Origin of the sequence: Rhizorhabdus wittichii (assembly GCF_017607425.1) — a bacterium.
In the GTDB taxonomy this organism is placed as follows: Bacteria; Pseudomonadota; Alphaproteobacteria; order Sphingomonadales; family Sphingomonadaceae; genus Rhizorhabdus; species Rhizorhabdus wittichii.
Window position 1 is genome coordinate 3,830,618 of record NZ_CP059319.1, and the last position, 24,811, is coordinate 3,855,428.

At 66.7% G+C, this 24,811-nt stretch carries 26 protein-coding genes; 14 read left to right on the forward strand and 12 right to left on the reverse strand.

Annotated elements, in window-relative coordinates; all coding sequences use genetic code 11:
* Positions 1–52: 52 nt before the first annotated feature.
* Positions 53–859, forward strand: a complete 807-nt coding sequence (locus HRJ34_RS18315; protein ID WP_208632075.1) for an IclR family transcriptional regulator — start codon at positions 53–55, stop codon at positions 857–859.
* Positions 860–888: 29 nt separating this feature from the next.
* Here HRJ34_RS18315 and HRJ34_RS18320 read toward each other — a convergent pair whose 3' ends face one another.
* Positions 889–1,671 carry an SDR family NAD(P)-dependent oxidoreductase gene (locus HRJ34_RS18320; RefSeq protein ID WP_208632076.1) on the reverse strand — a complete coding sequence of 261 codons (783 nt, stop codon included), beginning with the start codon at positions 1,669–1,671 and terminating at the stop codon, positions 889–891.
* 155 nt (positions 1,672–1,826) lie between these two features.
* Here HRJ34_RS18320 and HRJ34_RS18325 point away from each other — a divergent pair, with 155 nt between their 5' ends.
* The 7 genes from HRJ34_RS18325 to HRJ34_RS18355 all read left to right on the forward strand — a co-directional run bounded on the left by HRJ34_RS18325 (position 1,827) and on the right by HRJ34_RS18355 (position 8,471).
* Positions 1,827–3,089, forward strand: a complete 1,263-nt coding sequence (locus HRJ34_RS18325) for a nitronate monooxygenase (RefSeq protein ID WP_208632077.1) — start codon at positions 1,827–1,829, stop codon at positions 3,087–3,089.
* A 74-nt stretch (positions 3,090–3,163) separates the two neighbouring features.
* Positions 3,164–4,438 carry a CaiB/BaiF CoA transferase family protein gene (locus HRJ34_RS18330; protein WP_226948850.1) on the forward strand — a complete coding sequence of 425 codons (1,275 nt, stop codon included), beginning with the start codon at positions 3,164–3,166 and terminating at the stop codon, positions 4,436–4,438.
* Positions 4,435–5,244, forward strand: coding sequence for an enoyl-CoA hydratase/isomerase family protein (locus HRJ34_RS18335; protein WP_208632079.1), 810 nt, complete (start codon positions 4,435–4,437; stop codon positions 5,242–5,244). The genes HRJ34_RS18330 and HRJ34_RS18335 overlap by 4 nt, the downstream gene beginning before the upstream one ends.
* Entirely contained in the window at positions 5,244–6,128 is an 885-nt protein-coding gene (locus HRJ34_RS18340; protein ID WP_208632080.1) for a CoA transferase subunit A, read from the forward strand. Before HRJ34_RS18335 ends, HRJ34_RS18340 begins: the two co-directional genes overlap by 1 nt.
* Positions 6,125–6,865, forward strand: coding sequence for a hypothetical protein (locus HRJ34_RS18345; RefSeq protein WP_208632081.1), 741 nt, complete (start codon positions 6,125–6,127; stop codon positions 6,863–6,865). Before HRJ34_RS18340 ends, HRJ34_RS18345 begins: the two co-directional genes overlap by 4 nt.
* Before the next feature lie 23 nt (positions 6,866–6,888).
* Positions 6,889–8,064 (forward strand): thiolase family protein, encoded by a 1,176-nt coding sequence (locus tag HRJ34_RS18350; RefSeq protein ID WP_208632082.1) that lies wholly within the window; start codon positions 6,889–6,891, stop codon positions 8,062–8,064.
* The gene (locus tag HRJ34_RS18355) at positions 8,061–8,471 is read left to right on the forward strand and encodes a Zn-ribbon domain-containing OB-fold protein (RefSeq protein ID WP_208632083.1); all 411 of its coding nucleotides are present in this window, start codon (positions 8,061–8,063) and stop codon (positions 8,469–8,471) included. Before HRJ34_RS18350 ends, HRJ34_RS18355 begins: the two co-directional genes overlap by 4 nt.
* Before the next feature lie 348 nt (positions 8,472–8,819).
* Here the strand turns inward: HRJ34_RS18355 and HRJ34_RS18360 are convergent, their stop codons facing one another.
* The 4 genes from HRJ34_RS18360 to HRJ34_RS18375 all read right to left on the reverse strand — a co-directional run bounded on the left by HRJ34_RS18360 (position 8,820) and on the right by HRJ34_RS18375 (position 10,810).
* Positions 8,820–9,827 (reverse strand): IS110 family RNA-guided transposase, encoded by a 1,008-nt coding sequence (locus HRJ34_RS18360; protein ID WP_208632084.1) that lies wholly within the window; start codon positions 9,825–9,827, stop codon positions 8,820–8,822.
* Between the two features lie 178 nt (positions 9,828–10,005).
* Positions 10,006–10,173, reverse strand: a complete 168-nt coding sequence (locus HRJ34_RS18365; RefSeq protein WP_208632085.1) for a transposase — start codon at positions 10,171–10,173, stop codon at positions 10,006–10,008.
* Positions 10,157–10,480, reverse strand: coding sequence for a hypothetical protein (locus HRJ34_RS18370; protein ID WP_208632086.1), 324 nt, complete (start codon positions 10,478–10,480; stop codon positions 10,157–10,159). Before HRJ34_RS18370 ends, HRJ34_RS18365 begins: the two co-directional genes overlap by 17 nt.
* 39 nt (positions 10,481–10,519) lie before the next feature.
* Positions 10,520–10,810, reverse strand: a complete 291-nt coding sequence (locus tag HRJ34_RS18375) for a mobilization protein (protein ID WP_208632087.1) — start codon at positions 10,808–10,810, stop codon at positions 10,520–10,522.
* Positions 10,811–11,156: 346 nt separating this feature from the next.
* Here HRJ34_RS18375 and traA point away from each other — a divergent pair, with 346 nt between their 5' ends.
* Both traA and HRJ34_RS18385 read left to right on the forward strand, forming a co-directional pair.
* Entirely contained in the window at positions 11,157–14,150 is a 2,994-nt protein-coding gene (gene traA / locus HRJ34_RS18380) for a Ti-type conjugative transfer relaxase TraA (RefSeq protein ID WP_208632088.1), read from the forward strand.
* A gap of 21 nt (positions 14,151–14,171) precedes the next feature.
* Positions 14,172–14,843, forward strand: a complete 672-nt coding sequence (locus HRJ34_RS18385) for a DUF6118 family protein (RefSeq protein WP_208632089.1) — start codon at positions 14,172–14,174, stop codon at positions 14,841–14,843.
* A gap of 630 nt (positions 14,844–15,473) precedes the next feature.
* Here HRJ34_RS18385 and HRJ34_RS18390 read toward each other — a convergent pair.
* Complete coding sequence (locus HRJ34_RS18390) at positions 15,474–16,691, reverse strand: argininosuccinate synthase (protein ID WP_012049171.1); 1,218 nt, start codon at positions 16,689–16,691, stop codon at positions 15,474–15,476.
* Positions 16,692–16,807: 116 nt separating this feature from the next.
* Between HRJ34_RS18390 and HRJ34_RS18395 the strand changes: the two genes are divergently transcribed.
* Positions 16,808–17,287, forward strand: a complete 480-nt coding sequence (locus tag HRJ34_RS18395; RefSeq protein WP_208632090.1) for an EF-hand domain-containing protein — start codon at positions 16,808–16,810, stop codon at positions 17,285–17,287.
* Between the two features lie 213 nt (positions 17,288–17,500).
* On the forward strand, positions 17,501–18,130 hold the full coding sequence (locus tag HRJ34_RS18400; protein WP_029995148.1) for a hypothetical protein: 630 nt from the start codon (positions 17,501–17,503) through the stop codon (positions 18,128–18,130).
* Between the two features lie 55 nt (positions 18,131–18,185).
* Here the strand turns inward: HRJ34_RS18400 and HRJ34_RS18405 are convergent, their stop codons facing one another.
* A complete protein-coding gene (locus HRJ34_RS18405) occupies positions 18,186–18,785 on the reverse strand; it encodes a TetR/AcrR family transcriptional regulator (protein ID WP_208632091.1) in 600 nt (199 codons plus the stop codon).
* 72 nt (positions 18,786–18,857) lie between these two features.
* Here HRJ34_RS18405 and bdcA point away from each other — a divergent pair, with 72 nt between their 5' ends.
* Positions 18,858–19,571: an SDR family oxidoreductase gene (gene bdcA, locus HRJ34_RS18410; RefSeq protein ID WP_012049167.1), complete on the forward strand. Its 714-nt coding sequence runs from the start codon at positions 18,858–18,860 to the stop codon at positions 19,569–19,571.
* A 136-nt stretch (positions 19,572–19,707) separates the two neighbouring features.
* Here bdcA and HRJ34_RS18415 read toward each other — a convergent pair whose 3' ends face one another.
* From HRJ34_RS18415 to HRJ34_RS18435, 5 genes are all read right to left on the reverse strand, one after another.
* Positions 19,708–20,031, reverse strand: coding sequence for a hypothetical protein (locus HRJ34_RS18415; RefSeq protein WP_012049166.1), 324 nt, complete (start codon positions 20,029–20,031; stop codon positions 19,708–19,710).
* A gap of 42 nt (positions 20,032–20,073) precedes the next feature.
* Positions 20,074–21,300 (reverse strand): SAM-dependent methyltransferase, encoded by a 1,227-nt coding sequence (locus HRJ34_RS18420; RefSeq protein WP_029995151.1) that lies wholly within the window; start codon positions 21,298–21,300, stop codon positions 20,074–20,076.
* Positions 21,301–21,556: 256 nt separating this feature from the next.
* Positions 21,557–21,739: a hypothetical protein gene (locus HRJ34_RS18425; RefSeq protein ID WP_016744333.1), complete on the reverse strand. Its 183-nt coding sequence runs from the start codon at positions 21,737–21,739 to the stop codon at positions 21,557–21,559.
* A complete protein-coding gene (gene rlmN, locus HRJ34_RS18430; RefSeq protein WP_012049164.1) occupies positions 21,739–22,947 on the reverse strand; it encodes a 23S rRNA (adenine(2503)-C(2))-methyltransferase RlmN in 1,209 nt (402 codons plus the stop codon). The genes HRJ34_RS18425 and rlmN overlap by 1 nt, the downstream gene beginning before the upstream one ends.
* Positions 22,948–23,004: 57 nt before the next feature.
* Positions 23,005–24,174, reverse strand: a complete 1,170-nt coding sequence (locus HRJ34_RS18435) for a low temperature requirement protein A (protein ID WP_208632092.1) — start codon at positions 24,172–24,174, stop codon at positions 23,005–23,007.
* A gap of 243 nt (positions 24,175–24,417) precedes the next feature.
* Between HRJ34_RS18435 and HRJ34_RS18440 the strand changes: the two genes are divergently transcribed.
* On the forward strand, positions 24,418–24,810 hold the full coding sequence (locus tag HRJ34_RS18440) for a hypothetical protein (RefSeq protein WP_016744336.1): 393 nt from the start codon (positions 24,418–24,420) through the stop codon (positions 24,808–24,810).
* Position 24,811 lies beyond the last annotated feature (1 nt).

Genomic DNA, 24,811 nt, shown 5'->3' on the forward strand with positions numbered 1-24,811 from the left:
AGCTGACAGAAGGCATCTTGTCAGGTCTTCCGTCCAAGGCCACAAGGCCGTGATGAGCGATGACGAACAAGGTGTGCCGGGTGGCAAAGAGGGCGGCGGCAGAACTGAATATCCGGGACCGCGCTCTCCGCTCCGCGTGATGCAGATCGTCGAGACCCTGGCCGAGAACGCCGAGGGGACGACCCTGGCCCGTCTGTCGCAGCATCTCGATATCCCGAAGACGAGCGTGCTCAACCATCTGCGCGTATTGGCCAATGCCGGTTATGTGTCGCTGCGCAAATCGGTTTACGTGCTGGGCCCTGCGGCGCTGCGCATGGGCATCATGATTACCGCCAATTCGGATGCGCTGGCGATCATCGAGCCGATCCTGCAGCAACTGGCCGAAGAGAGTGGCGAAACCACGATCCTGGGCCTGCTCGATGAGCGGACCAGCGAAGTCGTTTATATCCAGGTGGTGCAGGGTCGTCAGGATATCCGCTATTCGCCGCCGGTCGGCACGCGCCGGGTGCTCTATTCGTCCGGCATGGGGCGGGCGCTGCTGGCGTTCCAGTCTGCGGAAATGGTCAACAATTATCTCGACAACACGCCGCTCGAACGGCGCACGCCGAAGACGGTGACGTCGAAGGCCGAACTGCTCAAGATTCTGGACAGTATCAAGGCCGATGGTATTTCCGTCGTCGCGGGCGAAAGCCTCGAGGGCCTTGGCGCCATCGCCGCGCCGATCTTCGACCGGATGGGGCAGGTTCGGTACGCGATGGGCGTGGCGGTGCCGGTCTCGCGGCTGGAGGCCAATCAGGAGTCCATGGTCGCCATGGTCCGGTCCGCCGCGAAGCGCGCTTCCTGGGCCTTTGGCGGCTGATCGGATCGTCAGCCGCCGCTCGGCGCCGATTATTCGTTCCGCAGATTGCCCGTCCCGGCGCCGATCGGCCGCATCACATCCACGATCATGCCGCCGTCGACCGTCAGGTTGACCCCGGTGATGTGCGAAGCGCGGCGATCGATCAGGAACAGGATCGCTTCCGCGATATCGTCCGCCTCGCCCAGCCGGCCTAGCGGGATGTGCGCCACGCGCGTGCGGCGCGCCTCGGGGTCGGCATAGACCGGCTGGGTGATGCCGGTGACGGTCGGGCCGGGCGACACGATGTTGCAGCGTATGCCATCCCGGCCCCATTCTGCCGCCATCTGCTTGACGAGCATGACGAGCGCAGCCTTGCTCGCGCCATAGGTGCCGAGCGGTGAGGTGGGATATTCCGCCGCGGTCGACGCGGTCGCGACGATCGATCCGCGCGATGCGCACAGCATGGGATAGGCCGCTTTGGCGAGCAGCCAGGTCGGCCGCGTGTTGAGTGCGAAGGAATAGTCGAAGGCGTCGATCGCCAGTTCTTTGAGCAGCCCACCCCGAACGCCGCCCGCATTGCTGACGATCGCATCGACGCCGCCGAACCTGGCTTCCATGCGCTCGACGATCGCAACGCAGTCTTCGGGGCGGGTGATGTCCGCGACGAAAGGTTCGATCTCGACATCCCGATCGGCCAGATCGTGGATCAGGGTTTCCAGCCCGTTGCCGCTTCGGTCGGTGACCAGCAGCTTTGATCCCGGGGAGCCAGCCGCAAGTTTCCCGGCAACCGCTCGCCCGATTCCGCTGGCGGCTCCTGTGATGATGGCTTTCACGTCGCTCTCCTTCTTGGCCCATGTCGAGGCCTATCTTGTAGACTAATTATGGAATTATATTCCAATATTGGTCCACTCATTCAGACTAGCACCGGTGTGGATGTGGATCAATAAAGCTGTTGTGGGGCAGGCGCTAAGGGCCGGCCAGCCTCGAAATGGCGCATTCCCCGTGTCCATCGGCACGATGTCCAACACCGATCGTCAGGCTGTTCAAGCGCGACAATCGCGTTGACAGCAAAATCCGCGCCATGTACCGATATTTGAATAGTGTTCCATATATAGTACCGAATCGATCGAGGGCGTCAATGAACAGCAAGTTGTGTGAGATGTTTGGCATTGATCTGCCCATTTTCGCGTTTTCGCATTGCCGCGACGTGGTGGCCGAGGTGTCGAAGGCCGGCGGCATGGGCGTGCTGGGCGTCGCGCGCTCGACGCCCGAACAGGTCGAGGAAGAGCTTCGCTGGATCGACGAACATGTCGAAGGCAAGCCCTATGGCGTCGATATCCTGATGCCGACGACCTATGAAACCAAGGGCGTCGACCTGGAAGCCAGCCAGCAGAGCCTGCCCGACGAACATGTCCAGTTCGTGCGCAAGATGCTCGACGACGCCGGCATTCCCCGGCTGCCCGATGATGAGGTCGACGCGATCGCCGCGCGCAATATGGACAGCGTCAACCTGACGCCCGAGGAAAGCGCGGTGATGCTCGACATCGCGTTCAAGCATCCGATCAAGCTCATCGTCAACGCGCTCGGCTCGCCGCCGCGCGCGCTGGTCGATCGCGCTCATGCGCAGGGCATCAAGATCGCCGCGCTCGCCGGCAGCGCCAAGCATGCGATCCGCCACCGCGATGCGGGCTGCGACTTCGTGATCGCGGCGGGCAACGAAGCCGGTGGGCACACCGGCGCCGTCACCTCGATGATCCTGTGGCCGCAGATCGTCGATGCGGTCCCGGATTTGCCGGTTCTCGGCGCCGGCGGTGTCGGTCGCGGCCGCCAGCTGGCGGCCGCGCTGGCGCTCGGCTGCGAGGGGGTGTGGTGCGGATCGATCTGGCTGAAAACGGTGCAGAGCGAAGTGACGCCCGAGATCAAGGCGCGGATGTTCGAGGCCGAGGCGAAGGACTCGGTGTGGACCAAGGCGCTCACCGGCAAGACCGCGCGGATGCTGCGCAGCGGTTACACCGATGCCTGGGAAGCACCCGATGCGCCGAGGCCCCTGCCGCCCTTCCGCCAGCGTTATCTCTGGGAGATCGAAGCCCGCGGCCGTCTCGAGCGCGCGCGCCGCAACGATTATCTGATCTATCCGGTCGGCCAGCTCGTTGGCGACTTCAAGGAGGAAACCTCCGTGCGCAACGTCGTTATGGATATGCTCAACGAACTGGTCGAGACCAAGGAGCGGCTCGACAACGTGATAGGCTGAACGTGCCGGAGGCGGCATCGCGCCGCTTCCGGCCCGGTTGGGGCAACAAGCCGATCTCATATTAGGGCGAGGATATGGTTACGAGTAACGGGCATCCGGGCCCTCTCGCGGGCGTACGGATAGTCGATATGACGACGGTCCTGATGGGGCCTTATGCGACCCAGATCCTCGGCGACATGGGCGCCGACGTGATCAAGGTCGAGTCCCCGCAGGGTGACGGATCACGCAAGATCGGCCCGATGCGCAATCCCGGCATGGGCGCGCTGTTCATGCACATCAACCGCAGCAAGCGCAGCATCGTTCTCGACCTGAAGACCGAGCTGGGCCATGCCGCGCTGCGGCGGCTGATCGAGACCGCCGATGTCCTTATTTATAATGTGCGCCCGCAGGCGATGGCGCGGCTGCGGCTGTCCTATGAGGATGTCGCGGCTATCAATCCGCGCATCATCTATGTCGGCGCCTATGGCTTCGGCCAGAACGGCCCCTATGCGTCGAAGCCCGCCTATGACGATCTGATCCAGGGCGCGGTCGGCCTGCCGATGCTGGCGATGCGCGCGGGATCGGACTGGCCGCGCTATGTCCCTGTCACCATCGCCGATCGCGCGGTGGGCCTCAACCTCGTCAACGCCGTCACCGCCGCGCTCTATCATCGCGAGAAGACCGGCGAGGGCCAGTCGATCGGCGTGCCGATGTTCGAAACGATGGTGCAGTTCGTCGCCGGTGATCATCTGGGCGGGCTGACCTTCGAACCGCCGCTCGGCGGATCGGGCTATGAGCGGCTGCTGTCGCCCGAACGCAGGCCCTATGCCACCCGCGACGGCTATGTCTGCGCGGTCATCTACAACGACAATCACTGGCGCGATTTCTTCACCCTGGTCGGACAGGGTGAACTGGTCAGGACCGATCCGCGCTTCGTCGATCTCCAGACGCGCACCCAGCATGTCGACGAGCTTTACCAGATGGTCGCCGACATCATCGCCACCCGCACCACCGCCGAATGGCTCGTGGCGCTCGAGGAGATCGACGTCCCCGTGATGCCGGTCCACACGATCGAGGAACTGCTGCACGATCCCCATCTCAAGGCGATCGATTTCTTCCAGGCCGTCGAGCATGAGACCGAAGGGCCCGTCGTCTCGATGGCGGTGCCGAGCAGCTGGTCGCGATCGCAGCCGCAGCCGTCCAGGCTCGCCGCGCAGCTCGGCCAGCACAGCGTCGAGATATTGCGCGAGATCGGTTTCGGCGAGGCGGAGATCGCCGCGCTGACCGGTGATAGCGCGACCGGCAAGGCGGCATCGCCCGCGCAGCCAGATACCCCGCCGCAAAAGCTGTCCGAGGTACCCCGAGCATGACGACGCAGACCGACCTGGATGCCTATACGCTCGTCCGCGAAGGGCGGGTCGAGATATACCGGCGCGACGCAGTCGCGATCATCCGGATGAACCGGCCCGACAAGCGCAACGCGCTCGATGGCGCGCAGATCACCGCGCTGCGAGAGGCGTTGGAATGGCTGGCGAAGGAACAGGATGTTCGCGCAGCGGTGCTGACCGGTGCGGGCGACGCCTTCTGTGCTGGCGGCGATATCGAGATGTTCCAGGGCATCAACACCGACACCGCCTGGGACTATACCCGCAGCGGCTATGATCTGCTGCGTCCGCTGGAGACCGGCCGCAAGCCGATCATCGCCGCCGTGGCCGGCTATTGCCTGGCCGGTGGGCTTGAGATCGCGCTGGCATGCGACTTCATCATCGCCGACGAGACCGGCAAGTTCGGGCTGGCCGAGGTCAATCTGGGCCTGATCCCCGGCTGGGGCGGGACGGTGCGGATCGGCCGTGCGCTGCCGATCCGGCTCGCGCGGCAGATCGTGATGACCTGCGAGCGGCTGAGCGCCGAACGCGCCCGCGACATGGGGTTGGTCAACGAAGTGACGCCGGCCGGAGGGGCGGTCGCCCGCGCCGTCGAACTCGCGACGCTCATCGCCGGTCAGCCGCTTCTTGCCGTGCAGGGCGCGAAGACGGTCCTCAACGCCGCGCATGGCGATACCGATGAGATGCTGGCGCTCGAAGGATCGATCTCGGCCGGCCTGTTCAGCACCTCCGCGGTGACGAGCCGGGTGCGCGCCTGGGTGGACAGCGCCCGCGAGAAGGCCCGCCGCTGATGCCGGCGCGCGCGCAGATCGCGACAAGCCTGTCTGCCGCGCTCGCCGGTATCGAAAGCGGCATGACGATCGGCATCGGCGGCGCGCTCAATGCGGGTCATCCGATGGCGTTGGTCCGCGCGCTGATGCAGCGGCCCGTCCGCGATCTCACGATCGTCAGCGGCTTCGGCGGCATGGAGATCGACATTCTCGCCGGCAGCGGTGTCGCGCGTCGCGTGATCGCGGCCTTTGTCGGCGCGGAAGGCGTTCCCGGCCTGCCGCCGCTGCTGACATGGGCCGTACAGGAAGGCCGCATCGAAGCCTGGGATATCGATGAAGGCATATTGCTGACGGCGCTGCGCGCGGCGGCGCAGAAACTTCCCTACACGACATGGCGCTGCGGGCTCGGCACCGATGCCGCGCGTAATCCGCTGTGCGAGGAGGCTACCGACGATCGTACGGGTCTGCCTTATCTGCGCGTCCGCCCGCTCGATATCGACATGTTCCTTTATTGGGCCGAGGCCGCCGATGCCGACGGCAATGTCCTGGGCTGGGGCCCCGATTTCGGTGATGGCGGCTTCGTCGATGCGGCGGCGCGCCGGATCGTCCAGGTCGAACGCATCGTGCCGACCGACGTGCTGCAGGCGTCGCCCGATCGGGTCGCGCCCTGGCAGGCCGATATCGTCGTGGCGGCGCCGCTGGGCACCTATCCCTTCTGCAGCACGGCGCTGAGCGACGATGTGCCTTGGCTCGAAACCTATGTCTCGACGATGTCGGCGCTGCGCAAGGCGGGGGACTGGGGTACGGTCAGGCCGGCGCTCGACGCGATGCTCTGTCTCGACGGCGACGACCGCGCCTTTCTCGAACGGGTCGGCGTTCGGCGGCTTCTGGAGCTGCTGGCATGAGCGCGGCCGACGAGCTGTTCATCATCACCATGGCGCGTCAGATGCAGGACAGCGACGTCCTCCATATCGGTGCATCGCAATTCGATCTTTGGCAGGCGGCGGAAGTCGCGCGGCGGCTCCATGCGCCCAACCTCCGCATGGTCGCGGCGGGCACCTATTTCCTGTCGCCCGGCATACGCGGCGGCGCCGACGTGATGGCGTCGCGCACCTATTCGCGCGACGTGATCGCGGCGCGTCAGGCGAGCTTCGTCCAGTCGCGGGTGTTCAACGACCTCCATCGCACCCGCGTGTCCTTTCCCGGCGCGATGCAGGTCGATGTCCATGGCAATGCCAATCTGATCGCGATCGAGGCCAATGGCCGGGTGATACGCGGGCCGGGCAGCGGCGGGCTGCCGACCCTGACCTCGCACAGCGAACGTTTCTTCATCGCGCTGCCCCGGCATGACGAACGCGCGCTCGTCGAGAAGGTCCATCGAATCTCGGTCGCCGGAAACCGGAAACTGCGGGAATCCTATGGGCTTCCGCCCTGTTCGTTGCAGCAGGTGATCACGCCGATCGCAAGTTTCGAACAGGGCTGGGACGGTCTGGAGCTGATCGAGACCGCGCCGGGCATCGACAGTGACGAGGTGCAGCGCCGCACCGGATTCACGATCGTCCGCCACGCCGATTGCCGCGAGCGGCCACCGCCCACCACCGAAGAATCCAGCGCCCTGGCCGACGTCCGCGCCGGCCGCTGATCCCACCGAAACCCGGAGTTTTCATGACAAGACGTGCCGTCATCACAGGAGTGGGCGAAGTGCCGTGCGGGAAGTTCCCCGATCGCGCGCCGCTCGACATCGCCATCACCGTCGCCGAACAGGCGATCGCGGACAGCGGGATGGATCGCAAGGATATCGACACGATCCTCGCCGCGCCCTGCTTCGCCGATCCCTGGTTCAACACCGACCTCGGCTTCGCCCGGATGGTCGACGAGCTGAGCATGCGCGAGACGGTGAAGCTCAACGCCCAGGTCAACGCCGGTGGATCGAGCGGCACCGCGCTGCTGAAGACCGCGAAGTCGATGGTCGAATCCGGCCAGTCCGAAGCGGTGCTGTGCCTCCACGCCGAGAAGTTCACGACGATGTCGGGACAGCAGGGCTTCGACTTCTTCGCAAAGGCCGGCATCGACCGCGATTTCGAAGCGCCGGTCGGCATGGTCTACAATGCGATGCCCGCCTTCGTGGCGCAGCGTTACATGCACGAAACCGGGGCGACCGCCGAAGATCTGGCCGAAGTCACCGTCTCGTGCCGCGAATGGGCGACCCTGCATCCCAACGCGATGTTCCGCACCCCGCTTACCGTCGAGGAGGTGATGGCGTCCAAGATGGTCGCATCGCCGATGCGCGCGCTGATGCTCAACATGCTGGGCGATGGCGGCTCGGCCTTCGTCGTGACCACCGCCGAACGCGCCAAGGGCGTCCGCGACACCCCGGTCCATATCTGGAGCGAAGCGGGTATCGTGAACACCTATTCCTTCGCGCAGCATCGCGACGTGACGCGGATGAACTGGGCGAAGGTGGCCGACAAGGCCTATAAGGAGGCGCGCATCAGCGCGTCGGACGTCGACATCGTCGAAATCTACATGGCCTATCCGATCTTCCATCTGGTGCTGATGGAGGAGATGGGCTTCTGCGAGCGCGGCAAGGCCGCCGAGCTGTTCCGATCGGGCGCGACGCGCCCCGGCGGATCGATCCCGGTCTCCACCTTCGGCGATGCGATGTCCTATGGGCATATCGGCGCGGGCATCGGCCTGGCGGCGATCGTCGAAAGCGTCCGGCAGCTGCGTGGCGAAGCGGGCGAGCGGCAGGTGCCGAACGCCTCCGTCGTCCTCAAGACATCCGCGGGCGGCGCTTATGCCGACGCCCAGATCACCATTCTCGGCAAGGAAGCACGATGACCATGCAAGCAGACAAGGGCGCCAGTTTCGTAGACATCTGGTGGGACCGCGTCCGCGCGGGCGAGAAGGTCGTGCAGAAATGTGGACAGTGCGGCACGCTGCAGCTTCATCCGCGACGCCGGTGCAACAATTGCGCCTCCGCCGATCTGAGCTTCGAGCCGGTCAGCGGCGAGGCGACGCTCTACAGCTTCACCGAGATATTGCGGAACGCGCCGAGCGACTTCATGGCGCAGCTGCCCTATGCGCTGGCGATCGTCCGCCTGGCTGAAGGGCCGCAGATGCTGACCAGGATCGTCGGCGTCGATGCCGACAGCTTGCAATGCGACATGCCGATGCGCTGGACGCTGGCGGAAATCGGCGAACGGATGGTGCCGTGCTTCGCACCCGTGGCGGGCGCATCCGTCTGAGTGGACAGCGTGGCGGCAGGAGGCGAGCTTGGCGTCGCTCGACGGTGGATCACGACGGCGGGGCTCTTCGCGATCGGCTTGATGAGCTAGCTAGGGTCAGGATCTGTAATTTGCAGTCGCTCGGCGGTTGTCCCTTGAGGGTCTCAAGGATCTGTCCGCACTCGCCGATCCGAGGATCGGTCGTGCTGTATCGGGTCTCACAAGGCCGAACGTTGCATTGACTCGAAGCGGGCTCGGGAGCCCATCTGATAACCTTCGCAGATCGTCCGTCCCTGCGTTCCCTCGCGGGACACCGCCATCGGGTCAGCTGGAGAGCATCACCGCTGGCGAACGGGAACTTATCGCATTTCAGGCCTCGAACAAGGTGCCGTCGCGGAGCATGGCGTGCATGATGACGGCGAGGCGGCGGGCGAGCGCGACCCGGGCTTTCTTGAGGCCGCGCCGCTTCGCGATCTTCAGCGCCCAGGTCTTCAGCGCGAAGGTCTGCCGCGTGCGCGTCAGGATCGAGTTCGCCGCCTCGTAGAGGAGCTTGCGGACGGTGCCGTCGCCCTGCTTGGTGATCCGGCCGGTCCAGTCGAGCTCGCCGGACTGGTGCCGACGTGGGACGAGGCCAAAGTAGGCGCCGGCTGTCCGCGACCGCTTGAACCGACCCGCTTCATCGACGGCGGCGGCGAACGCAGCCGAGGTCTGCACACCGACGCCCGGGATGCTCATCAGCGCCTGACAGGCTGGAGAGGCGATGCTGATCGCCTTGAGCTCGCGATCCATCCGACGGACCTCGTCGACCAGCCCGGTTCGCGCCCGAAGCAGCGAAGCCACTGCCTCGCCGAGCCCCGGGACAGCGATGGCGGCCTGCACCCGTGCGAGAAACCGCTCGCCCTGGCCAGCTCCCGGTCTGATCCCGAAGGTAGCGCATAAGCCGCGGATGGTGTTGTCGAGCCGGACGCGCGCCTCGACCAGGTGCGCGCGGGCGGTGATCACCGAGCGTACACCGTGCGACGTCGGCGACTTGACGTGCACCTCCTTGTAAAAGCCGGTCCGGGCCAACTGCGCGAGCCCCGCTGCGTCATGTGGATCAGTCTTGTTCGCCTTCATCGCCTTGAGGCTCTGGTGGGCCTGGCGCGCATCGATGCACACGATCGCGACGCCCAGCTCGTGCAGGCCACGCGCAACCCATGGCGTCATCCGGCCGGTCTCGATCACCACGCGTTCCATCGGACCATGGCGTTCCAGCAGCGCGGCGATCGCTTCCGGCGTGCTGTCCACGCATTGCGCTGCGACCTTGCGCCCTTCGGCATCGACAATGCAGACGTGCGACGTTTCCATCGACAGGTCTATTCCGGCATAGTGCTTCATAGCTGCTTCCTTCCTTCAGGTCCGACAACCAGAAGGTGCGCCGCTCAGCCGGCCCGGGGAAGCAGCCACAAATTACACGATGACTCATTGATCACAACCAGTAGCAGCAGGTTGCGGCGATTGAGATGGCGGACATGAAGGTGCGCGCGCATCTATCGTAACGGGTGGCGACGCGTCGCTAGTCCTTGATTCTGCCGAAGACATTCTCGATTTTGTGGCGCTGGCGGTAGAGCTCCTTGTCATAGTGGTATTGGACCTTGCGGTTTTTGCGCGGCGGAATGCACGGTGTCGTGCCTTGCGCCATGATTGCGGCCCGGAACCAGTCGCTGTCATAGCCCTTCCTCATAGCCGTAGTGCAGGATCAGCGGTTGCAGGAGCGCGCGCAGGACGATGAGGATGATCGCGATGCCGATGACGAAATAGATCGCGTCGTAGAGCAACGTCCCTTTCGCCACACCGATCTGCCCCAGTGCAAAGCCCATACCGAGCGTCAACACCAGACCGGAGATCAGGAACAGGACCGCCACCCCGAACAGATGGCGCAACAGCGGGACCGGACTCAAAACCAGCGTGGTCAGCGCCCACACCGGATTGGCGCGCGCGATCCGCGCGACATTGCGCAGCGCCAAGGCCAGTTGCCGCAGCCACTCCATGTCAGCGGCCCGGCCGAGAGCGCATGCGAAGCGCCGCCATCACGCGCCGCCTTCGGACTTCTCAGGCGCGGGCTTTTTCAACAGATCGTCGAACAGCGCGGCGTCGTCGTCGCGGGCGAAGAAGCCGGGCAGTTCGCGCCGCAGCCAGTCGTGCAGCCCGTCCTTGGAAAAGGCGTCCTGCCCCTTTTCGAGCCGGTGCAGGATGAACGCGCCGAGCAGCACCTTGCGCCTTGTGTCCCTGGCGCGCTCCTGCTTGCTGAGCTTGGAGACGAGAGTCTTGCGCTGGGCTTCCAGTTGCGCCAGCCGATCCGCGATAGAACGCCTTGCCATCGTGTCCTCCGATGCCGCGCCCCCGCCTTGTCCCCATAGTCGATCGGGCGTCGGCCGTCAGGATATGGAAACTCGTTCCGCCCTACAGTTGGACCGATCCGCCACGCCACCCAGTAGAATCCTGGATGCGCCAAGCATGGCGGCAGTCTTGCCTTGCGCTTCCGCAAGTAGCGCAGCCCTGCTATCCGGCGAACGCCGAGCCACCATACCGAGCCGTTCGAGCGAAGCCGAGATAAGGTGAAGGGCGCACTTTCGAGTTGCTTCGCAACTCAGGTGCTTGATATGCTGTTCGGGACGGACCTTGGCCGCTTGGGGGTGTGTACCCTTGGCCCGTAGGTGAAGCGTCATGGCGATCTATCATCTGTCGGTGAAGTCGATTGCGCGCAGCGGCGGGCGCAGCGCCGTGGCGGCCGCCGCCTATCGTTCGGGCGAGAAGCTCACCAACGAACGCGACGGGCTGACCCATGACTTCACCCGCAAGGGCGGGATCGAGCACACCGAGATACTATTGCCCGAAGGCGTCCGCGCTGATTGGGCGCTGGACCGATCGACCTTATGGAATGCGGCGGAGTTCGCGGAGAGGCGCAAGGACTCGCGGGTAGCGCGCGATGTCGAAGTCGCCTTGCCGCATGAACTGACAGCGGAGCAGCGGCTGGAATTGACGCAGGAGTTCGCGCAAGGGCTTGCCGACCGCTACGGCGTCGCGGTCGATGTCGCGATCCACCGGCCGGACGGCGACACCGACATCCGCAACCATCACGCCCATATCCTGATGACGACGCGCAAGGTCGAAGCGGATGGGCTTGGCGACAAGTCCGATTGGGAGCTTGAGAACAAGAAGCTCGCAGCACTTGGCTTGCCGACGACGCACGACCAGCTTCGCGACATCCGGCTCGATTGGGAGCAACGCGCCAACCGCCATCTGGTATTGGCCGGTCACGACATCCGCATCGACCACCGCTCACTCCGCGACTGCGGGCTGGAGATCGAGCCGACCCAGCATATGGGCGTCCATGCGAGCCAGATGGACCGGCGCGGCAAGAGCGTGGTACGTGCGCGGCAGGACGAAGGACAGGCGCGCAGGAACGCCGAGCTTATCCGCGAAAAGCCCGAACAGGCGCTGGTCCTCGTCACCAACGAAAAGAGCGTGTTCGACCGCTATGACGTGGCGCGCACGCTGCACCGCTATATCGACGACCCCGACCAGTTCCAGGCGGCGTTCGCGAAGGCGATGGCGTCGCCCGCGCTGGTCGAGCTTTGCCCCGAGCGGCGGGACGAGTCCGGGCGCACCCTGCAACCGGCGCGCTACTCGACGAAGGAGATGATCGCGGTCGAACGCGAGATGGCCGAGAGCGCAGACCGAATGGCGCAGAGCGCAACCTTCCGCGTCAGCCGGCACACTGTCGAACGGGCCATCGGCGCGCGCACCTTCCTGAGCGACGAACAGCACCACGCGATCGGGCATGTCACCGGCCCCGAACGGATCAGCGCCGTCGTGGGATTGGCGGGGGCCGGCAAGAGCACGATGCTCGATGCGGCGCGCGAGGCGTGGGAGGCCGAAGGCTACCGCGTCCACGGTGCGGCGCTGGCGGGCAAAGCGGCCGAGGGGCTGGAGGAATCGAGCGGGATCGCATCGCGCACCTTGGCGAGTTGGGAACGCGGATGGGAAAAGGGCTATGACCGGCTTGGCCCCGGCGACGTGCTCGTGGTCGATGAGGCCGGAATGGTCGGAAGCCGTCAGTTGTCGCGGGTGATTGGGGAGGCCGACCGCGCAGGCGCGAAGATCGTGCTCGTCGGCGACCCCGAGCAGTTGCAGCCGATCGGTCCCGGCGCGGCGTTCCGCGCCGTCGCCGAGCGCACCGGCTTTGCCGAGCTTGGCGAAATCCGCCGCCAGCGCGAGGGCTGGCAGCGCGCGGCGTCGCGGGACTTCGCACAGAACCGCACGGCCGAGGGTTTGCGCGCCTATGCCGAACGCGGCCATGTCCGCTTCACCGACACCATCGCCGACGCGCGCGCCGCGATCGTGAAGGACTATATCGCCGACATGGACGCGCGGCCCGAGGGATCGCGTCTGGCGATGGCGCATCGCCGGATCGATGTGGCCGAGTTGAACGACGGCATCCGCGCCGCGCGGCAGGAGCGCGGCGAGCTTGCGGACGAGCATGTCTACCAGACGACCGAGGGCAAGCGCGCCTTCGCCGAGGGCGACCGGCTGCTGTTCCGCGAGAACAATCGCGAGCTTGGCGTCAAGAACGGCATGTTCGGCACCGTCGAGCGCGCCGAAGCCGGTCGGCTGCACGTCCGGCTCGATAGCGCCAGAGGGCCGGCCACCGGACGCAGCGTGTCGATATCGACGGCGGATTATGCGGCGGTCGATCATGGCTATGCGGCGACGTTCCACAAGGCGCAGGGCGCGTCGATCGATGAAACCTTCTCGCTCGCGTCGCGGTCGATGGACCGGCATCTAGGCTATGTCGGCATGACCCGGCACCGTGACGGGACGACGCTCTATGTCGGTCGCGACGAGTTCGCCGATACGGCGGCGCTGTCGTCGCGGCTGTCACGCGGCGGTTTAAAGGAAACCACGCTCGACTATGCCGGGCGGCGCGGGATCGAAAACGCGATCAGCGCGCCGGACACCGCGACGCGCGAACGGTCCCCGCAGGATTGGGGATTGGGCCGCGCGTTCGACGCGCCCAGGCGCAGCATGTTCGACGGGCTCAAGCTCGATGCGGCCCGCCCCGCCCCGGAGCGAGCGGGGCAGCCGCCCGCGTCCGGTCTGGAACAGGCGGCGGAACGCTATGCCCGCGCGTGGACCGACGCCGACCGGATGCGCGCGCAGCGGCTTCCCGTGCTCGAATATCAGAAGCGCGAACTGCGCGAGGCGGCGGGCGGGCTCGATGCGGCCCGGCCCGATGCCGTGCGCGATCTGCACGACGCGATGCGGTACGAGCCTTCGACGTTCCGGGCGATGAAGCAGTTGAGCGGTCCCGAGCGCGGGGCCGAGTTGGCGGGTGCGATCCGGCATGAGGAGCGCGTGCGCCGCGATCCGGCATTGCAGGCCGAGCGGCTGGTCAAGGACTGGCAGCGCCTCGAAGCGCGGCATGACAAGCTCAGGGGATTTGCCGACAAGGGCGCGAGGGAGAAGGTCGAGAAGCAGATGCAGGGCATCGCGGGCAAGCTCAAGCGCGACCCGCAGCTTGAGTCGCTGGTCCGCGCTCGTGCCAAGGACATGGGGATCGACAGCGGCACGCGGCTTGGCCGGGTGATGGACGCGCCGAGCATGAGCCACGCGGCGCGCGAGATCGTGCTTGATCGGGCGCGCGGGCTGTCACGATAGGAAGGATCGAGAGGGTAAGGCATGGCGGACGATGAGATCAATCCGGCGCGGGCGTTCGAGGATTTGCGCGCCGAAGTGTCGGTGCTGCGCAAGGCGGTCGAGGCCATGCCGGAGGCGATCAGCAAGAACAAGCCGCCCAGCTATGCCGAGGATTTAGGCGTAATCGGGAAGGGGCTGGACGAGATCGCGGGCCAGCTTGAGGAGATAATGAAGTCGCCGGCCTTGCGCCTGTCGCCACAGGAGCAGGGCGCGGCCCTCGCACGAGGCGGGCAGGACATGATGCGGGAAGCGGCGGACAGCCTGAAACGCGCGGCACAGAGTGCGGACAGTGAGCGCAGCCAGCTTAGTTATCTGATCGGCACCGTCCGATCGAAGCAGCAACGGTGGCGTGAGCTAGGATGGACGGCGGGAGTGGCACTGGCGATCGGGCTGGTCGCGTCGCCGTTCATCGCAAGCTGGTTGCCGTTCGGGCTGAATAGCCGCGTGTCGGCGCTGGTGATGATGCGGAACCGCTGGGAAGCGGGACAAGCCTTGATGGCGGCGGGCAATCCGTCAGGTTGGGCGCAGCTTGCCGCCGATGCCAATCTTGCCCGGAACAACCGCGAGACGATCGGCAAATGCCGCGAAGCGGCCGACAGGGCGAAGAAGGATCAGCGGTGCACCATCACCGTGCGGCCGGATTCAAGGGGATAGCTTATGGGCCATGACGTGATCTTACCTTTTGGAGTGTTCCTCACCTGCTGCGCCTTGCAATTTTGGTTGCTCAATCTTCTGTACCGAGATTTGCGGGATCGACATCCGCGCCTTCTGGCATCCATCCCGAAGGGGTCAGTTTTTACGTTCACGGGTGTGTGGAAATTCGTAGATGGGGGCAGTGTCAAGACGGTTGCGGACGAAACAATCTCAAGGCGGGTTCGCGCGTTGAAGATGCTGAGAACGGTGGCCATCGTGGCATGGCTATTCTGTGTAATCGCGGTCTTTTGCAATCTGTCGCGATGTCTTCTGCTCGCTTTCCCGGCTGAGCAAGCCGCTTGCAGATAGGTAGACAGAGACGTTGAACGATACGCTCGCCATCACGGCAAGATTTGATAGCTATCATTCCAATCGCCGATGAAGCTAGGATTTTAGCGCGAGCGTGATATCTCAGTCGGCGAATCAGGCAACCTTGGGGCCTTCCCAGCACCCGTCGAAATCGTCTTTTTTGACAGGCTGTGAAGATTTTTCTGCACAGTCCCTACACAGGCGAGAGCGATGCAATTTTATCCAATGGAGTCAGACGGATATAGATCCTGCATCACTTCGCTGGAATGACGATGTTTGTCCTCAGCGCCCGTCGCGGCGGCCGAGCAGGCGGAGGCGCAGCGCGTTGAGCTTGATGAAGCCCGCCGCGTCGCGCTGGTCATAGGCGCCCGCGTCGTCCTCGAAGGTGACGACCTTCTCCGAATAGAGCGTGTAGGGCGACTTGCGGCCGATCACATGGACCCCGCCCTTGTAGAGCTTGAGCCGGACGGTGCCGGTCACCTTCTCCTGGCTGTGGTCGATCGCGGCCTGGAGCATCTCGCGCTCGGGCGAGAACCAGAAGCCGTTGTAGATCAGCTCGGCATAGCGCGGCGCCAGCTCGTCCTTGAGGTGCGCGGCGCCGCGATCGAGGGTGATCTGCTCGATGCCGCGATGGGCGAGGTGGTAGATGGCGCCGCCCGGCGTCTCGTACATGCCGCGCGACTTCATGCCGACGAAGCGGTTCTCGACCAGGTCGAGCCGGCCGATGCCGTGCTTGCGGCCGAGCTCGTTGAGCGCGGTCAGCAGCGTCGCCGGGCTCATCCCCTCGCCGTTCAGCGCGACGCCGTCGCCGCGCTCGAAGTCGATGGTGATGATCTCGGGCTGGTCGGGCGCGTCCTCCGGGTTGACGGTGCGCGAATAGACATAGTCGGGCACCTCCTCCCACGGGTCCTCGAGCACCTTGCCCTCGGACGAGGTGTGGAGAAGGTTCGCGTCGGTCGAGAAGGGCGATTCGCCGCGCTTGTCCTTGGGGACCGGGATCTGGTGCTTTTCGGCGAAGTCGATCAGCGCGGTGCGGCTGGTCAGGTCCCACTCGCGCCACGGCGCGATCACGCGGATATCGGGGGCGAGGCCGTAATAGCCCAGCTCGAAGCGGACCTGGTCGTTGCCCTTGCCGGTCGCGCCATGGCTGACCGCGTCGGCGCCGACCGCCCTCGCGATCTCGATCTGGCGCTTGGCGATCAGCGGCCGGGCGATCGAGGTACCGAGCAGGTAGAGCCCCTCGTAGAGCGCGTTGCCGCGCATCATCGGGAAGACATAGTCCTTGACGAACTCCTCGCGGAGGTCGTCGATGAAGATGTGCTCGTCGGGCACGCCCATCAGCTTCGCCTTGGCGCGCGCGGGCTCCAGCTCCTCGCCTTGGCCGAGGTCGGCGGTGAAGGTGACGACCTCGCACTGGTAGGTCTGCTGCAGCCATTTCAGGATCACGCTCGTGTCGAGCCCCCCCGAGAAGGCCAGCACCACCCGCTTCACATCGCTCATCTCTGTCTCCGTCTGCCCCGTCGACCGGGCGCGGCGGCGCCTTGCCATGCGTTAGGCCGCCGTTCAAGCCGATAGCGGTACAAGGGGACGAAACGGTTGCAACGAGGGAGAAGCCCATGCGCCCCGGCGCGATGATCGCGATCCTGTTCTTCGCCGCGCCGGCGGCGGCGCAGGAGCTGCCGATGACCCGCGCAGGACTCGACAGCGCGCTCGCCCAATATTTCGCGGGCGCCGACCGCAACCACGACCGGCGGATCGACCGCCGGGAGGCGGCCGAGGCGCTCGGCTATTCCCCGTCGCTGCTGCTCGACCGGCGCGATGTCGAGCCCTTCCTGATGGACGTCGCCCCCGACGGCACCCCGCGCCTGTCGCTCAACGAGAACGGCCCGCTGAGCACCGCCGGGATGATCGACATCGCCTATCGGCTGGCCGACCGCGACGGCGACGGGCTGCTCTCGCTCGCCGAGATGCAGGCCGCGGGCGCCGCCGCCTTCGACGCCGCCGACAAGGATCGCGACGGCATCCTCGACGACCGCGAGCGGCAGGCGGCGATGGACAGGCTGGCGCTGTTCCGCAAGGCGCTGTCGCGGGGGTAGGCGCCCTGCCCTGCCCCGCGCCTCGTCGTGCTGAACGCCCATTCGGCATCCGGCCCAGGAAACGGCCATATATTTCAACCGCGACACAACGATTTCAGCGCCGAACTATCGGTGCAAGATTCGGCTCCTAGACCGCATCACAGGGCGGACCGGCACTTCCCTGTTGTTGCCGGTCCGTCCACCCCATCGTGTAACGCTTATGAAGGATGCCCCATGAAGAAGACCTCCCTGATCGCCGGCGCCGCGCTCGCCGCCCTGCTGGCCGGCGTCGCGGTCGCCCAGCCCGGTCCGCGCGGCGACGGCCCCCCGCCCCCGCCGCAGACCCGCGCCGAGTTGCAGGCGAGGATCGCCGAGCAGTTCAAGAAGGCCGACACCAATGGCGACGGCTTCGTCACCAGGGCGGAGGCGGACGCCGCCCGCGCGAAGATGCGCGCGGCCTTCGCCGAGAAGCGCCAGGAGCGGAAGGGCGAGCGCTTCGCGATGCTCGACAAGGACGGCAACGGCGCGCTGTCGAAGGACGAATATCTCGCGCCCCCGCCGCCGCGCGGCGACGCCAGGGACGCCGGCCGGCCCGATCGCGACGGCAAGCATGGCCGGCCCGGCTGGCGTGGCGGGCACCATCGCGGCGGCATGGCGATGATGGGCCATTGGTTCGATCGCGCCGATGCGAACAAGGACGGCAAGGTCAGCCTCGCCGAGGCGCAGGCCGGCCCGCTGGCGATGTTCGATCGGGTCGACACCAACCATGACGGCACGATCAGCCCCGAGGAGCGCCAGGCCGCCCGCGATGCGATGCGCGCCAAGTGGCAGGAGCGCCGCGACGCGGCCAAGCCCCAGGGCTGAACTTACCCGGTAGGCGTCATCCCGGCCTCCGCCGGGATGACGCCATTTTCGCAGGCTATTTCTCCCCCAGCGCCACCCGGAACCCCGCCGCCGCCACATCGGCGAAGGCGCGCAGCTCGTCGGGGCTCGCGCCGTCGCGCGCCGCCGCCGACAGGCCCTTGAGCGCCGTCACGACGATCGAGGCGAGCCGGTCGGCACGGTCGGGCGCCTCGGCGGCGATCCGCGCCGCGATCCGCGCCTGGCTCTCCTCCATCTTCCGCCGGGTCAGCGCGACCGCCTCGGCATCGCCGCTGCTGCGCGCGCCGTCGAGCACCAGGCAACCGGCGATCCCGTCCTTGCGCGCATAGAGCCGCGCCGCGTCGCGCAGCACCCGCTCGATCGCCTCGGCGACCCCGCCGCCGCCGTCGAGCGCGTCGGGCACGAAGCGGCCGAAGCTGCCCGCATAGCGGTCGAGCACCTTGTCGAACAGCGCCGCCTTGCTGCCGAAGGCGTTGTAGAAGCTGGGCGGGGTGATGCCGAGCGCCTTGCCGATGTCGGCGACGCCGACCCCGTCATAGCCCTTCTCCTGGAACAGCGCCTGCGCGGTCGCGATCGCCTGCTCGGGATCGAATCCGCGCGGCCTGCCACGCCCTTGCGATTTTTTTGTAGCGGTCATTATAAAAACCCTTGCACCGGCTCCGTGCTTATTTATATAGCGATCACTATAGAAATGAAAAGGAGCTTTCCGATGTCCGACAATGCTTCGCGCAAGATCCTCGTCCTCGGCGGCAGCCGGGGGATCGGCGCCGCGCTGGTCCGCCGCTTCGCCGGCGCCGGCGACCATGTCGTCTTCAGCTATGCCGGATCGGCCGACGCCGCCGCCGCGCTCGCCGCCGAGACCGGCGCCCGCGCCGTCCGGGTCGACAGCGCCGATCGCGACGCGCTGGTCGCCGCGGTCGCGGCGGAGGGGCCGGTCGACGTGCTGCTGGTCAATGCCGGCACGCTCGCGCTCGGCGATCCGCTGACGCTCGACGCCGACGCGGTCGACCATATGATCGACGTCAACGTCCGCGCGCCCTACCACGCCGCGGTCGAGGCCGCCCGGACGATGCCCGGCGACGGCCGCATCCTCGTCATCGGGTCGACCAACGGCGACCGCATGCCCTTCGCCGGGGGCGCCGCCTATGCGATGACCAAGTCGGCGATCCAGGGCATGGTGCGCGGCCTCGCCCGCGACCTGGGCGGTCGCGGCATCACCGTCAATGCGATCCAGCCGGGGCCGACCGACACCGACATGAACCCCGCGAGCGGCCCGATGGCCGAGACGATGCACGGCTTCATGGCGATCAAGCGCCATGTCCACGCGTCGGAGATCGCCGACTATGCCGCCTTCCTCGCCAGTCCCTCGGCGGCGATGATCACCGGATCGATGCAGACGATCGACGGCGGCTTCGGGGCTTGAAGGCCATCCCATTCCAAGACCGTCATTCCCGCGAAAGCGGGAATCCATGGACGGCGGCACATCCGGTCAAGAGCGCCCCGTATCCGTGGATTCCCGCTTTCGCGGGAATGACGCAAAAGGAAGCGGATCCTGCCCCTCACCCCTGCCGGAACAGCTCCGGATCGTCGAGGTTCATCGGGAAGGCCCAGAGCGGCTTGGGGCCCGCCTTCATCGCCGGATCGGCGACGCGCATATAGTCGGCGCAGAGCGCGTCCCATTCGGCGACGATCGCGCGGGTCTCGTCCGAATCGGGGTCGAGCGGCAGCGCGGCCTGCACCCGGGCATTATAGTCGACCCAGGCGGCGGCATGGCCGTCATGGTCGAAGCCGGGCCCCAGCCTTTCCTTCGCCGCCTTCCATTCGGCCAGCTCGTCCCCGACGAAGCATTCCCCCAGCACCCGTTTCCACGCACCGTCCGCCATCGCGCTCTCCTCTTTGCGGGGAGCCTAGCACGACGCGGCCGGTCAGCGCGGCAGCTCCGCTTCCTTTTCCGCCATATAGGAACGGGTGATCGGCACCGCGCGGCGATCGCGGACATACTGGATCTGATAATTGCACAGATTGCCGTGGTAGAAGGCCGCCCGCGCGCCGGCCAGGTAGAAGGTCCACATGCGGAAGAAGCGCTCGTCATAGAGCGCGACGATCGCGTCCTTCGCCGCCACGGTGCGATCGTACCAGCGGTCGAGCGTCATCCCGTAGTGGAGCCGCAGCGGCTCGACGTCGGCGACGATCATCCGCGCCGGCTCGCTGGCCGAAACGATCTCCGACAGCGCCGGGTTGTAGCCGCCGGGGAAGATATATTTGAGGGTGAAGGCGTCGGTCTTGCCCGGCACGCCGAGCCGCCCGATCGTGTGGAGCAGCATCACCCCGTCGTCGGCCAGCAGGTCGCGGCACTTCATGAAGAAGGTCTCGTACTGCGGCACGCCGACATGCTCGAACATGCCGACCGATACGATCCGGTCGAACTTCCCCTCCAGCGCGCGATAGTCGATCAGCTCGAAGCGGACCCGATCGGACACGCCCGCCGCCGCCGCCCGCTCGCGCGCGACCTTGAGCTGCTCCTCCGACAGGGTGATGCCGAGCACGTCGACGTCGGCGGCGCGGTTCAGGTAGAGCGCCATGCCGCCCCAGCCGCAGCCGATGTCGAGCACCCTCTGCCCCGGCCTGAGGTGCAGCTTGGCGGCGATATGCGCCTTCTTGTCGGCCTGCGCCTGTTCGAGGCCGTTGTCGGGATCGGTGAAATAGGCGCAGCTATATTGCCGGTCGGCGTCGAGGAAGAGGTCGTAGAGCCGGTCGTTGAGATCATAGTGATGCGCGACATTGGCCTTCGACCGGCTCGCCCAGTTGACGCTGGCCAGCACGGCGCGGAGCCGGTCCCTGACCAGGTTGGCGAAGGTGCCGCGCAGGGTGACGCGGCCTTCCTCCCACTTGCCGTTGGCGCGGACCAGGTCGACCAGGTCGCGGATGTCGCCCTGCTCGATCACCAGCCGGCCGTCCATGAACGCCTCGGCGGCGTGGAGGTGCGGGTTGCGCGCGATGAAGCCGGTGACGCCCTTGTCGGCGAAGCGGATGGTGACGGGCTTGATCGCCGGATCGGGCGTGCCGTAGCGGCGGACGTCGCCGTCGGCCATGATGATGGTCATTTCGCCGCGTTTGAAGAGATGGCCGGCGAAGCGATCGAATAACGACATGGTCAGGTCTCCGGGGACCCATAAGACCGCCGCGCGCGAAACGATGCAAGAGGGGAAACCGCTAAAATTTAACCGTTAAACGCCTGGAATATTTCGGAGCGGCGTGCGTGACGAGTCTGGCCGGCTCCCCCAAGCCGTCATTCCCGCGAAAGCGGGAATCCATGGACGGCGGCCCGCAAGAGCCGATGCGCTTCGTGACCGTGGATTCCCGCTTTCGCGGGAATGACGAAGGAGAAAGGCGCCGGCCTTCAGCCCTTCAGCGCAGCTTGGCGATGCTGAGGCCGTCGGCCTTGGCGCGGTCCTTGGTCGATTCCTCGCTGCGCTTGAGCGCCTTGGCGATCGCCTTGAGCGCCATGCCCTTCTTCGCCAGCGTGTGGAGCTTCTGGACCTCGTCGGGGGTCCAGGGCTGGCGATGCCGTTCGAAGCGATCCCCCGACATCAGCCGAGCGCCGCCTGCTTCTCGGCCGCCATGCGGTCGAGCTCGGCGCGGCTCTTCTTCTCCGCCGCCGACTTGAGCTGGCCGCAGGCGGCCATGATGTCGCGCCCGCGCGGGGTGCGGACGGGCGCCGAGATGCCCGCCTTGAAGATCAGGTCGGAGAAGCGCGCGACCCGGTCGGGATCGGAGCATTCATAGGGCGCGCCCGGCCAGGGGTTGAACGGGATCAGGTTGACCTTGGCCGGCAGCCGGTACTTGCGGATCAGGCGGACCAGCTCGAGCGCGTCCTCGTCGCGGTCGTTCTTGTCCTTGAGCATGACATATTCGAAGGTGATGCGCCGGGCATTGTTGGCGCCGGGATAGTCGGCGCAGGCCTGCAGCAGATCCTCGATCCCATATTTGCGGTTGAGGGGCACGATCTCGTCGCGCACCTCCTTGGTGATCGCGTGGAGCGAGACGGCGAGGTTGACGCCGATCTCCTCGCCCGCGCGCGCCATCATCGGCACGACGCCGGCGGTCGACAGGGTGATGCGCCGCTTCGACAGCGCCAGGCCGTCGCCGTCCATGACCAGCTTGAGCGCGTCGCGGACATTGTCGAAATTGTAGAGCGGCTCGCCCATCCCCATCATCACGATGTTGGTGAGCATCCGCCCTTCCGGCTGGGACGGCCATTCGCCGAGCGCGTCGCGCGCCAGCATCACCTGCCCGACGATCTCGGCCGGGGTCAGGTTGCGCACCAGCTTCATCGTGCCGGTGTGGCAGAAGCGACAGTTGAGCGTGCAGCCGACCTGGCTGGAGACGCAGAGGGTGCCCCGGTCGGCGTCGGGGATGAACACCATCTCGTAATCCTGGCCGTCGTCGGAGCGGAGCAGCCATTTGCGGGTGCCGTCGGTCGACACCTGCGCCTCGACCACTTCGGGCCGCGAGACGACGAAGCGCTGGTCGAGCCAGCCGCGCATGTCCTTGGCGATGTCGGTCATCACCGCGAAGTCGGTCGCGCCGCGATTGTAGATCCAGTGCCAGAGCTGCTTGGCGCGCAGCTTCGCCTGCCTGGGTTCGAGCTGGGCGGTCTCCAGCGCCATCCGCAGGTCGTCGCGCGACAGGCCGAGCAGGTCGATCCGGCCGTCGACGCGCGGCTTCAGGTCGCGCGGAACCGGCACAGGATCGATGTGGCCGGGAATCGGCATGGTGATGGGCTGCGGATGATTCATCGCCGTCCCATAGTCGATCGCGGCCCGATTTTCCACCGTGGCCCGATCGCGGCCCGCTCAGCGATGGTGGCCGGGGTGGCGATGGCCCAGCCGCGCGCGGACCGCCGCCGCCAGCGCCGCGAGCGCGGCGATCGCCTCGAGCGCGGGAAAGGCGAAGGGCAGCGCGACGATCGCCAGCGCGAACAGCGGCAGGACGAGGCCCGCCGGTCCGGCCAGGACGAAGCGGTCGCGGACCAGCCAGAGCCCGGCCATGTAGAGCGCGAGCGGAATCGCCACCGCCATGTCGCCGACGCGCAGCGGGACATGGGCGTGGCCGGCGACGATGTCGACCAGCACCGCGAAGCCCGCGCCGACCGCCGCCCCCGCCGCGAAGATCGGGAGATGGCCATAGCCCCACAGCAGCGCGCGGCGCAGGCCCGAGCCGTGGAGCTGCTCCTCCTCGCAGAAATAGAGCCACCACATCGCGAAGGTGATCACCAGCGCCGACAGCGCGACATGGACGAGCCGCGCGTCGAACGCCTCGCGCGCCGCCGCCTGGAGCGCGAGCGACGCGCCGAGCAATATCTCGCCGAGGACGATCAGGGTCAGCAGGCCGTAGCGCTCGACGATATGGTGGCGGTGCCAGGGCGTGGTCGTGGCGCGCTCGGCGAAGGCGGGCACGCCGAGCTCGAACAGGAAGCCGAGCAGCATCAGCGGCACGAAGGCGGTGGAACCCGGCGATCCGAGCACCATCAGCAGCACCCAGTAGAGCTGGACGATCGCGATCCCGCCGGCATAGCGCAGATTGGTCGTCCGCCGTGCCCGATCGGCCCCGGCGGCGCGCAGCCACAGCAGCACCATGGCGAGCCGCATCACGACATAGCCGCCGACCACCAGATGGATGTCGAGCGCGCGGAACAGCCCGTCGACCCCGGCCGCCAGCGCCAGCGAGCCCGCCATGATCACCATCGTCAGCAGCCGGAAGACGGCATCGTCATTGTCATAGGCCGAGGCGAACCAGGTGAAGTTCATCCACGCCCACCAGATCGCGAAGAAGGCGAGCGCGAAGCGCAGCACGCCCTGGGCCGCATGCGCCTCGGCGATCGCATGGTGCAGCCCCTCGGCCGCGGCGGCGATCGCGATCACGGTGACGAGGTCGAACAGCAGCTCGAGCGCGGTCGCGGCGCGGTGCGGCTCGGCCGGATCGCGGGGATGCATCGGCCGGATCGCCCTCTTCCGCTCGGTCATGCCTTCCCTTTCCATCGGTCCGCATCCTGCCTGCCAGCAAGGCGCGCACGGCGTCAATCGGCGACTCAAGCTCCGTCATCCCGGCGGAGGCCGGGATCTCGGGAGGCTCCTGCCGCTACCTCTTCTCCCGTCTTCTGAGATCCCGGCCTCCGCCGGGATGACGAGAACATTTCGCTTCCGCCCGTCCCGGCAGGCTGTATAGCGGCCCGATCGTCGGAACCGCGCCGAATCCGGAGGGAAGAAGTGACCAAGTCCGCATCCGAGGTCATGCACGACGTGCTCGTCGCGGCCGTGATCGACGGGCTCGGCGCGTTGCGCGCCGCGTCGAAGGGCGTGCCCAACGCGCTGCTGCGCGACCTGGGCGCGATCCATCCCAACACCACCTTCCAGGACCTGCCGGCCGAGCTGCAGGCGTCGATCCAGACCAGCGTCCGCGCCGCCTTCACCCGACTCCAGTCGGAAGGCTATACCGTGCTCAACCCCAAGGTCGCCGGGGTCGCTCCACGGCCGCAGCCCCGGCCCACGGGTGGGCCGGGACGCGGACCGGGCGGCGGCGGACGCCCCGGCGCCCCCCGCGACCCGCGCCGGCCGAGGCCGGACCGCCCGCCGTCGGGCAAGCGGCCGCCCCGGTCCTGAC

Coding starts and splice junctions, on each gene's coding strand:
- HRJ34_RS18400 (WP_029995148.1), top strand. CDS start 17,501: ATGAAGAAGACCTCCCTGATCGCCGGCGCCGCGCTCGCCGCCCTGCTG.
- HRJ34_RS18325 (WP_208632077.1), top strand. CDS start 1,827: ATGGCGCATTCCCCGTGTCCATCGGCACGATGTCCAACACCGATCGTC.
- traA (WP_208632088.1), top strand. CDS start 11,157: ATGGCGATCTATCATCTGTCGGTGAAGTCGATTGCGCGCAGCGGCGGG.
- HRJ34_RS18405 (WP_208632091.1), bottom strand. CDS start 18,785: ATGACCGCTACAAAAAAATCGCAAGGGCGTGGCAGGCCGCGCGGATTC.
- HRJ34_RS18370 (WP_208632086.1), bottom strand. CDS start 10,480: ATGGAGTGGCTGCGGCAACTGGCCTTGGCGCTGCGCAATGTCGCGCGG.
- HRJ34_RS18425 (WP_016744333.1), bottom strand. CDS start 21,739: ATGTCGGGGGATCGCTTCGAACGGCATCGCCAGCCCTGGACCCCCGAC.
- HRJ34_RS18335 (WP_208632079.1), top strand. CDS start 4,435: ATGACGACGCAGACCGACCTGGATGCCTATACGCTCGTCCGCGAAGGG.
- HRJ34_RS18385 (WP_208632089.1), top strand. CDS start 14,172: ATGGCGGACGATGAGATCAATCCGGCGCGGGCGTTCGAGGATTTGCGC.
- HRJ34_RS18375 (WP_208632087.1), bottom strand. CDS start 10,810: ATGGCAAGGCGTTCTATCGCGGATCGGCTGGCGCAACTGGAAGCCCAG.
- HRJ34_RS18350 (WP_208632082.1), top strand. CDS start 6,889: ATGACAAGACGTGCCGTCATCACAGGAGTGGGCGAAGTGCCGTGCGGG.
- HRJ34_RS18330 (WP_226948850.1), top strand. CDS start 3,164: ATGGTTACGAGTAACGGGCATCCGGGCCCTCTCGCGGGCGTACGGATA.
- HRJ34_RS18435 (WP_208632092.1), bottom strand. CDS start 24,174: ATGACCGAGCGGAAGAGGGCGATCCGGCCGATGCATCCCCGCGATCCG.
- HRJ34_RS18395 (WP_208632090.1), top strand. CDS start 16,808: ATGCGCCCCGGCGCGATGATCGCGATCCTGTTCTTCGCCGCGCCGGCG.
- HRJ34_RS18355 (WP_208632083.1), top strand. CDS start 8,061: ATGACCATGCAAGCAGACAAGGGCGCCAGTTTCGTAGACATCTGGTGG.
- HRJ34_RS18415 (WP_012049166.1), bottom strand. CDS start 20,031: ATGGCGGACGGTGCGTGGAAACGGGTGCTGGGGGAATGCTTCGTCGGG.
- HRJ34_RS18390 (WP_012049171.1), bottom strand. CDS start 16,691: ATGAGCGATGTGAAGCGGGTGGTGCTGGCCTTCTCGGGGGGGCTCGAC.
- HRJ34_RS18345 (WP_208632081.1), top strand. CDS start 6,125: ATGAGCGCGGCCGACGAGCTGTTCATCATCACCATGGCGCGTCAGATG.
- HRJ34_RS18360 (WP_208632084.1), bottom strand. CDS start 9,827: ATGAAGCACTATGCCGGAATAGACCTGTCGATGGAAACGTCGCACGTC.
- HRJ34_RS18365 (WP_208632085.1), bottom strand. CDS start 10,173: ATGAGGAAGGGCTATGACAGCGACTGGTTCCGGGCCGCAATCATGGCG.
- rlmN (WP_012049164.1), bottom strand. CDS start 22,947: ATGAATCATCCGCAGCCCATCACCATGCCGATTCCCGGCCACATCGAT.
- HRJ34_RS18340 (WP_208632080.1), top strand. CDS start 5,244: ATGCCGGCGCGCGCGCAGATCGCGACAAGCCTGTCTGCCGCGCTCGCC.
- HRJ34_RS18420 (WP_029995151.1), bottom strand. CDS start 21,300: ATGTCGTTATTCGATCGCTTCGCCGGCCATCTCTTCAAACGCGGCGAA.
- bdcA (WP_012049167.1), top strand. CDS start 18,858: ATGTCCGACAATGCTTCGCGCAAGATCCTCGTCCTCGGCGGCAGCCGG.
- HRJ34_RS18315 (WP_208632075.1), top strand. CDS start 53: ATGAGCGATGACGAACAAGGTGTGCCGGGTGGCAAAGAGGGCGGCGGC.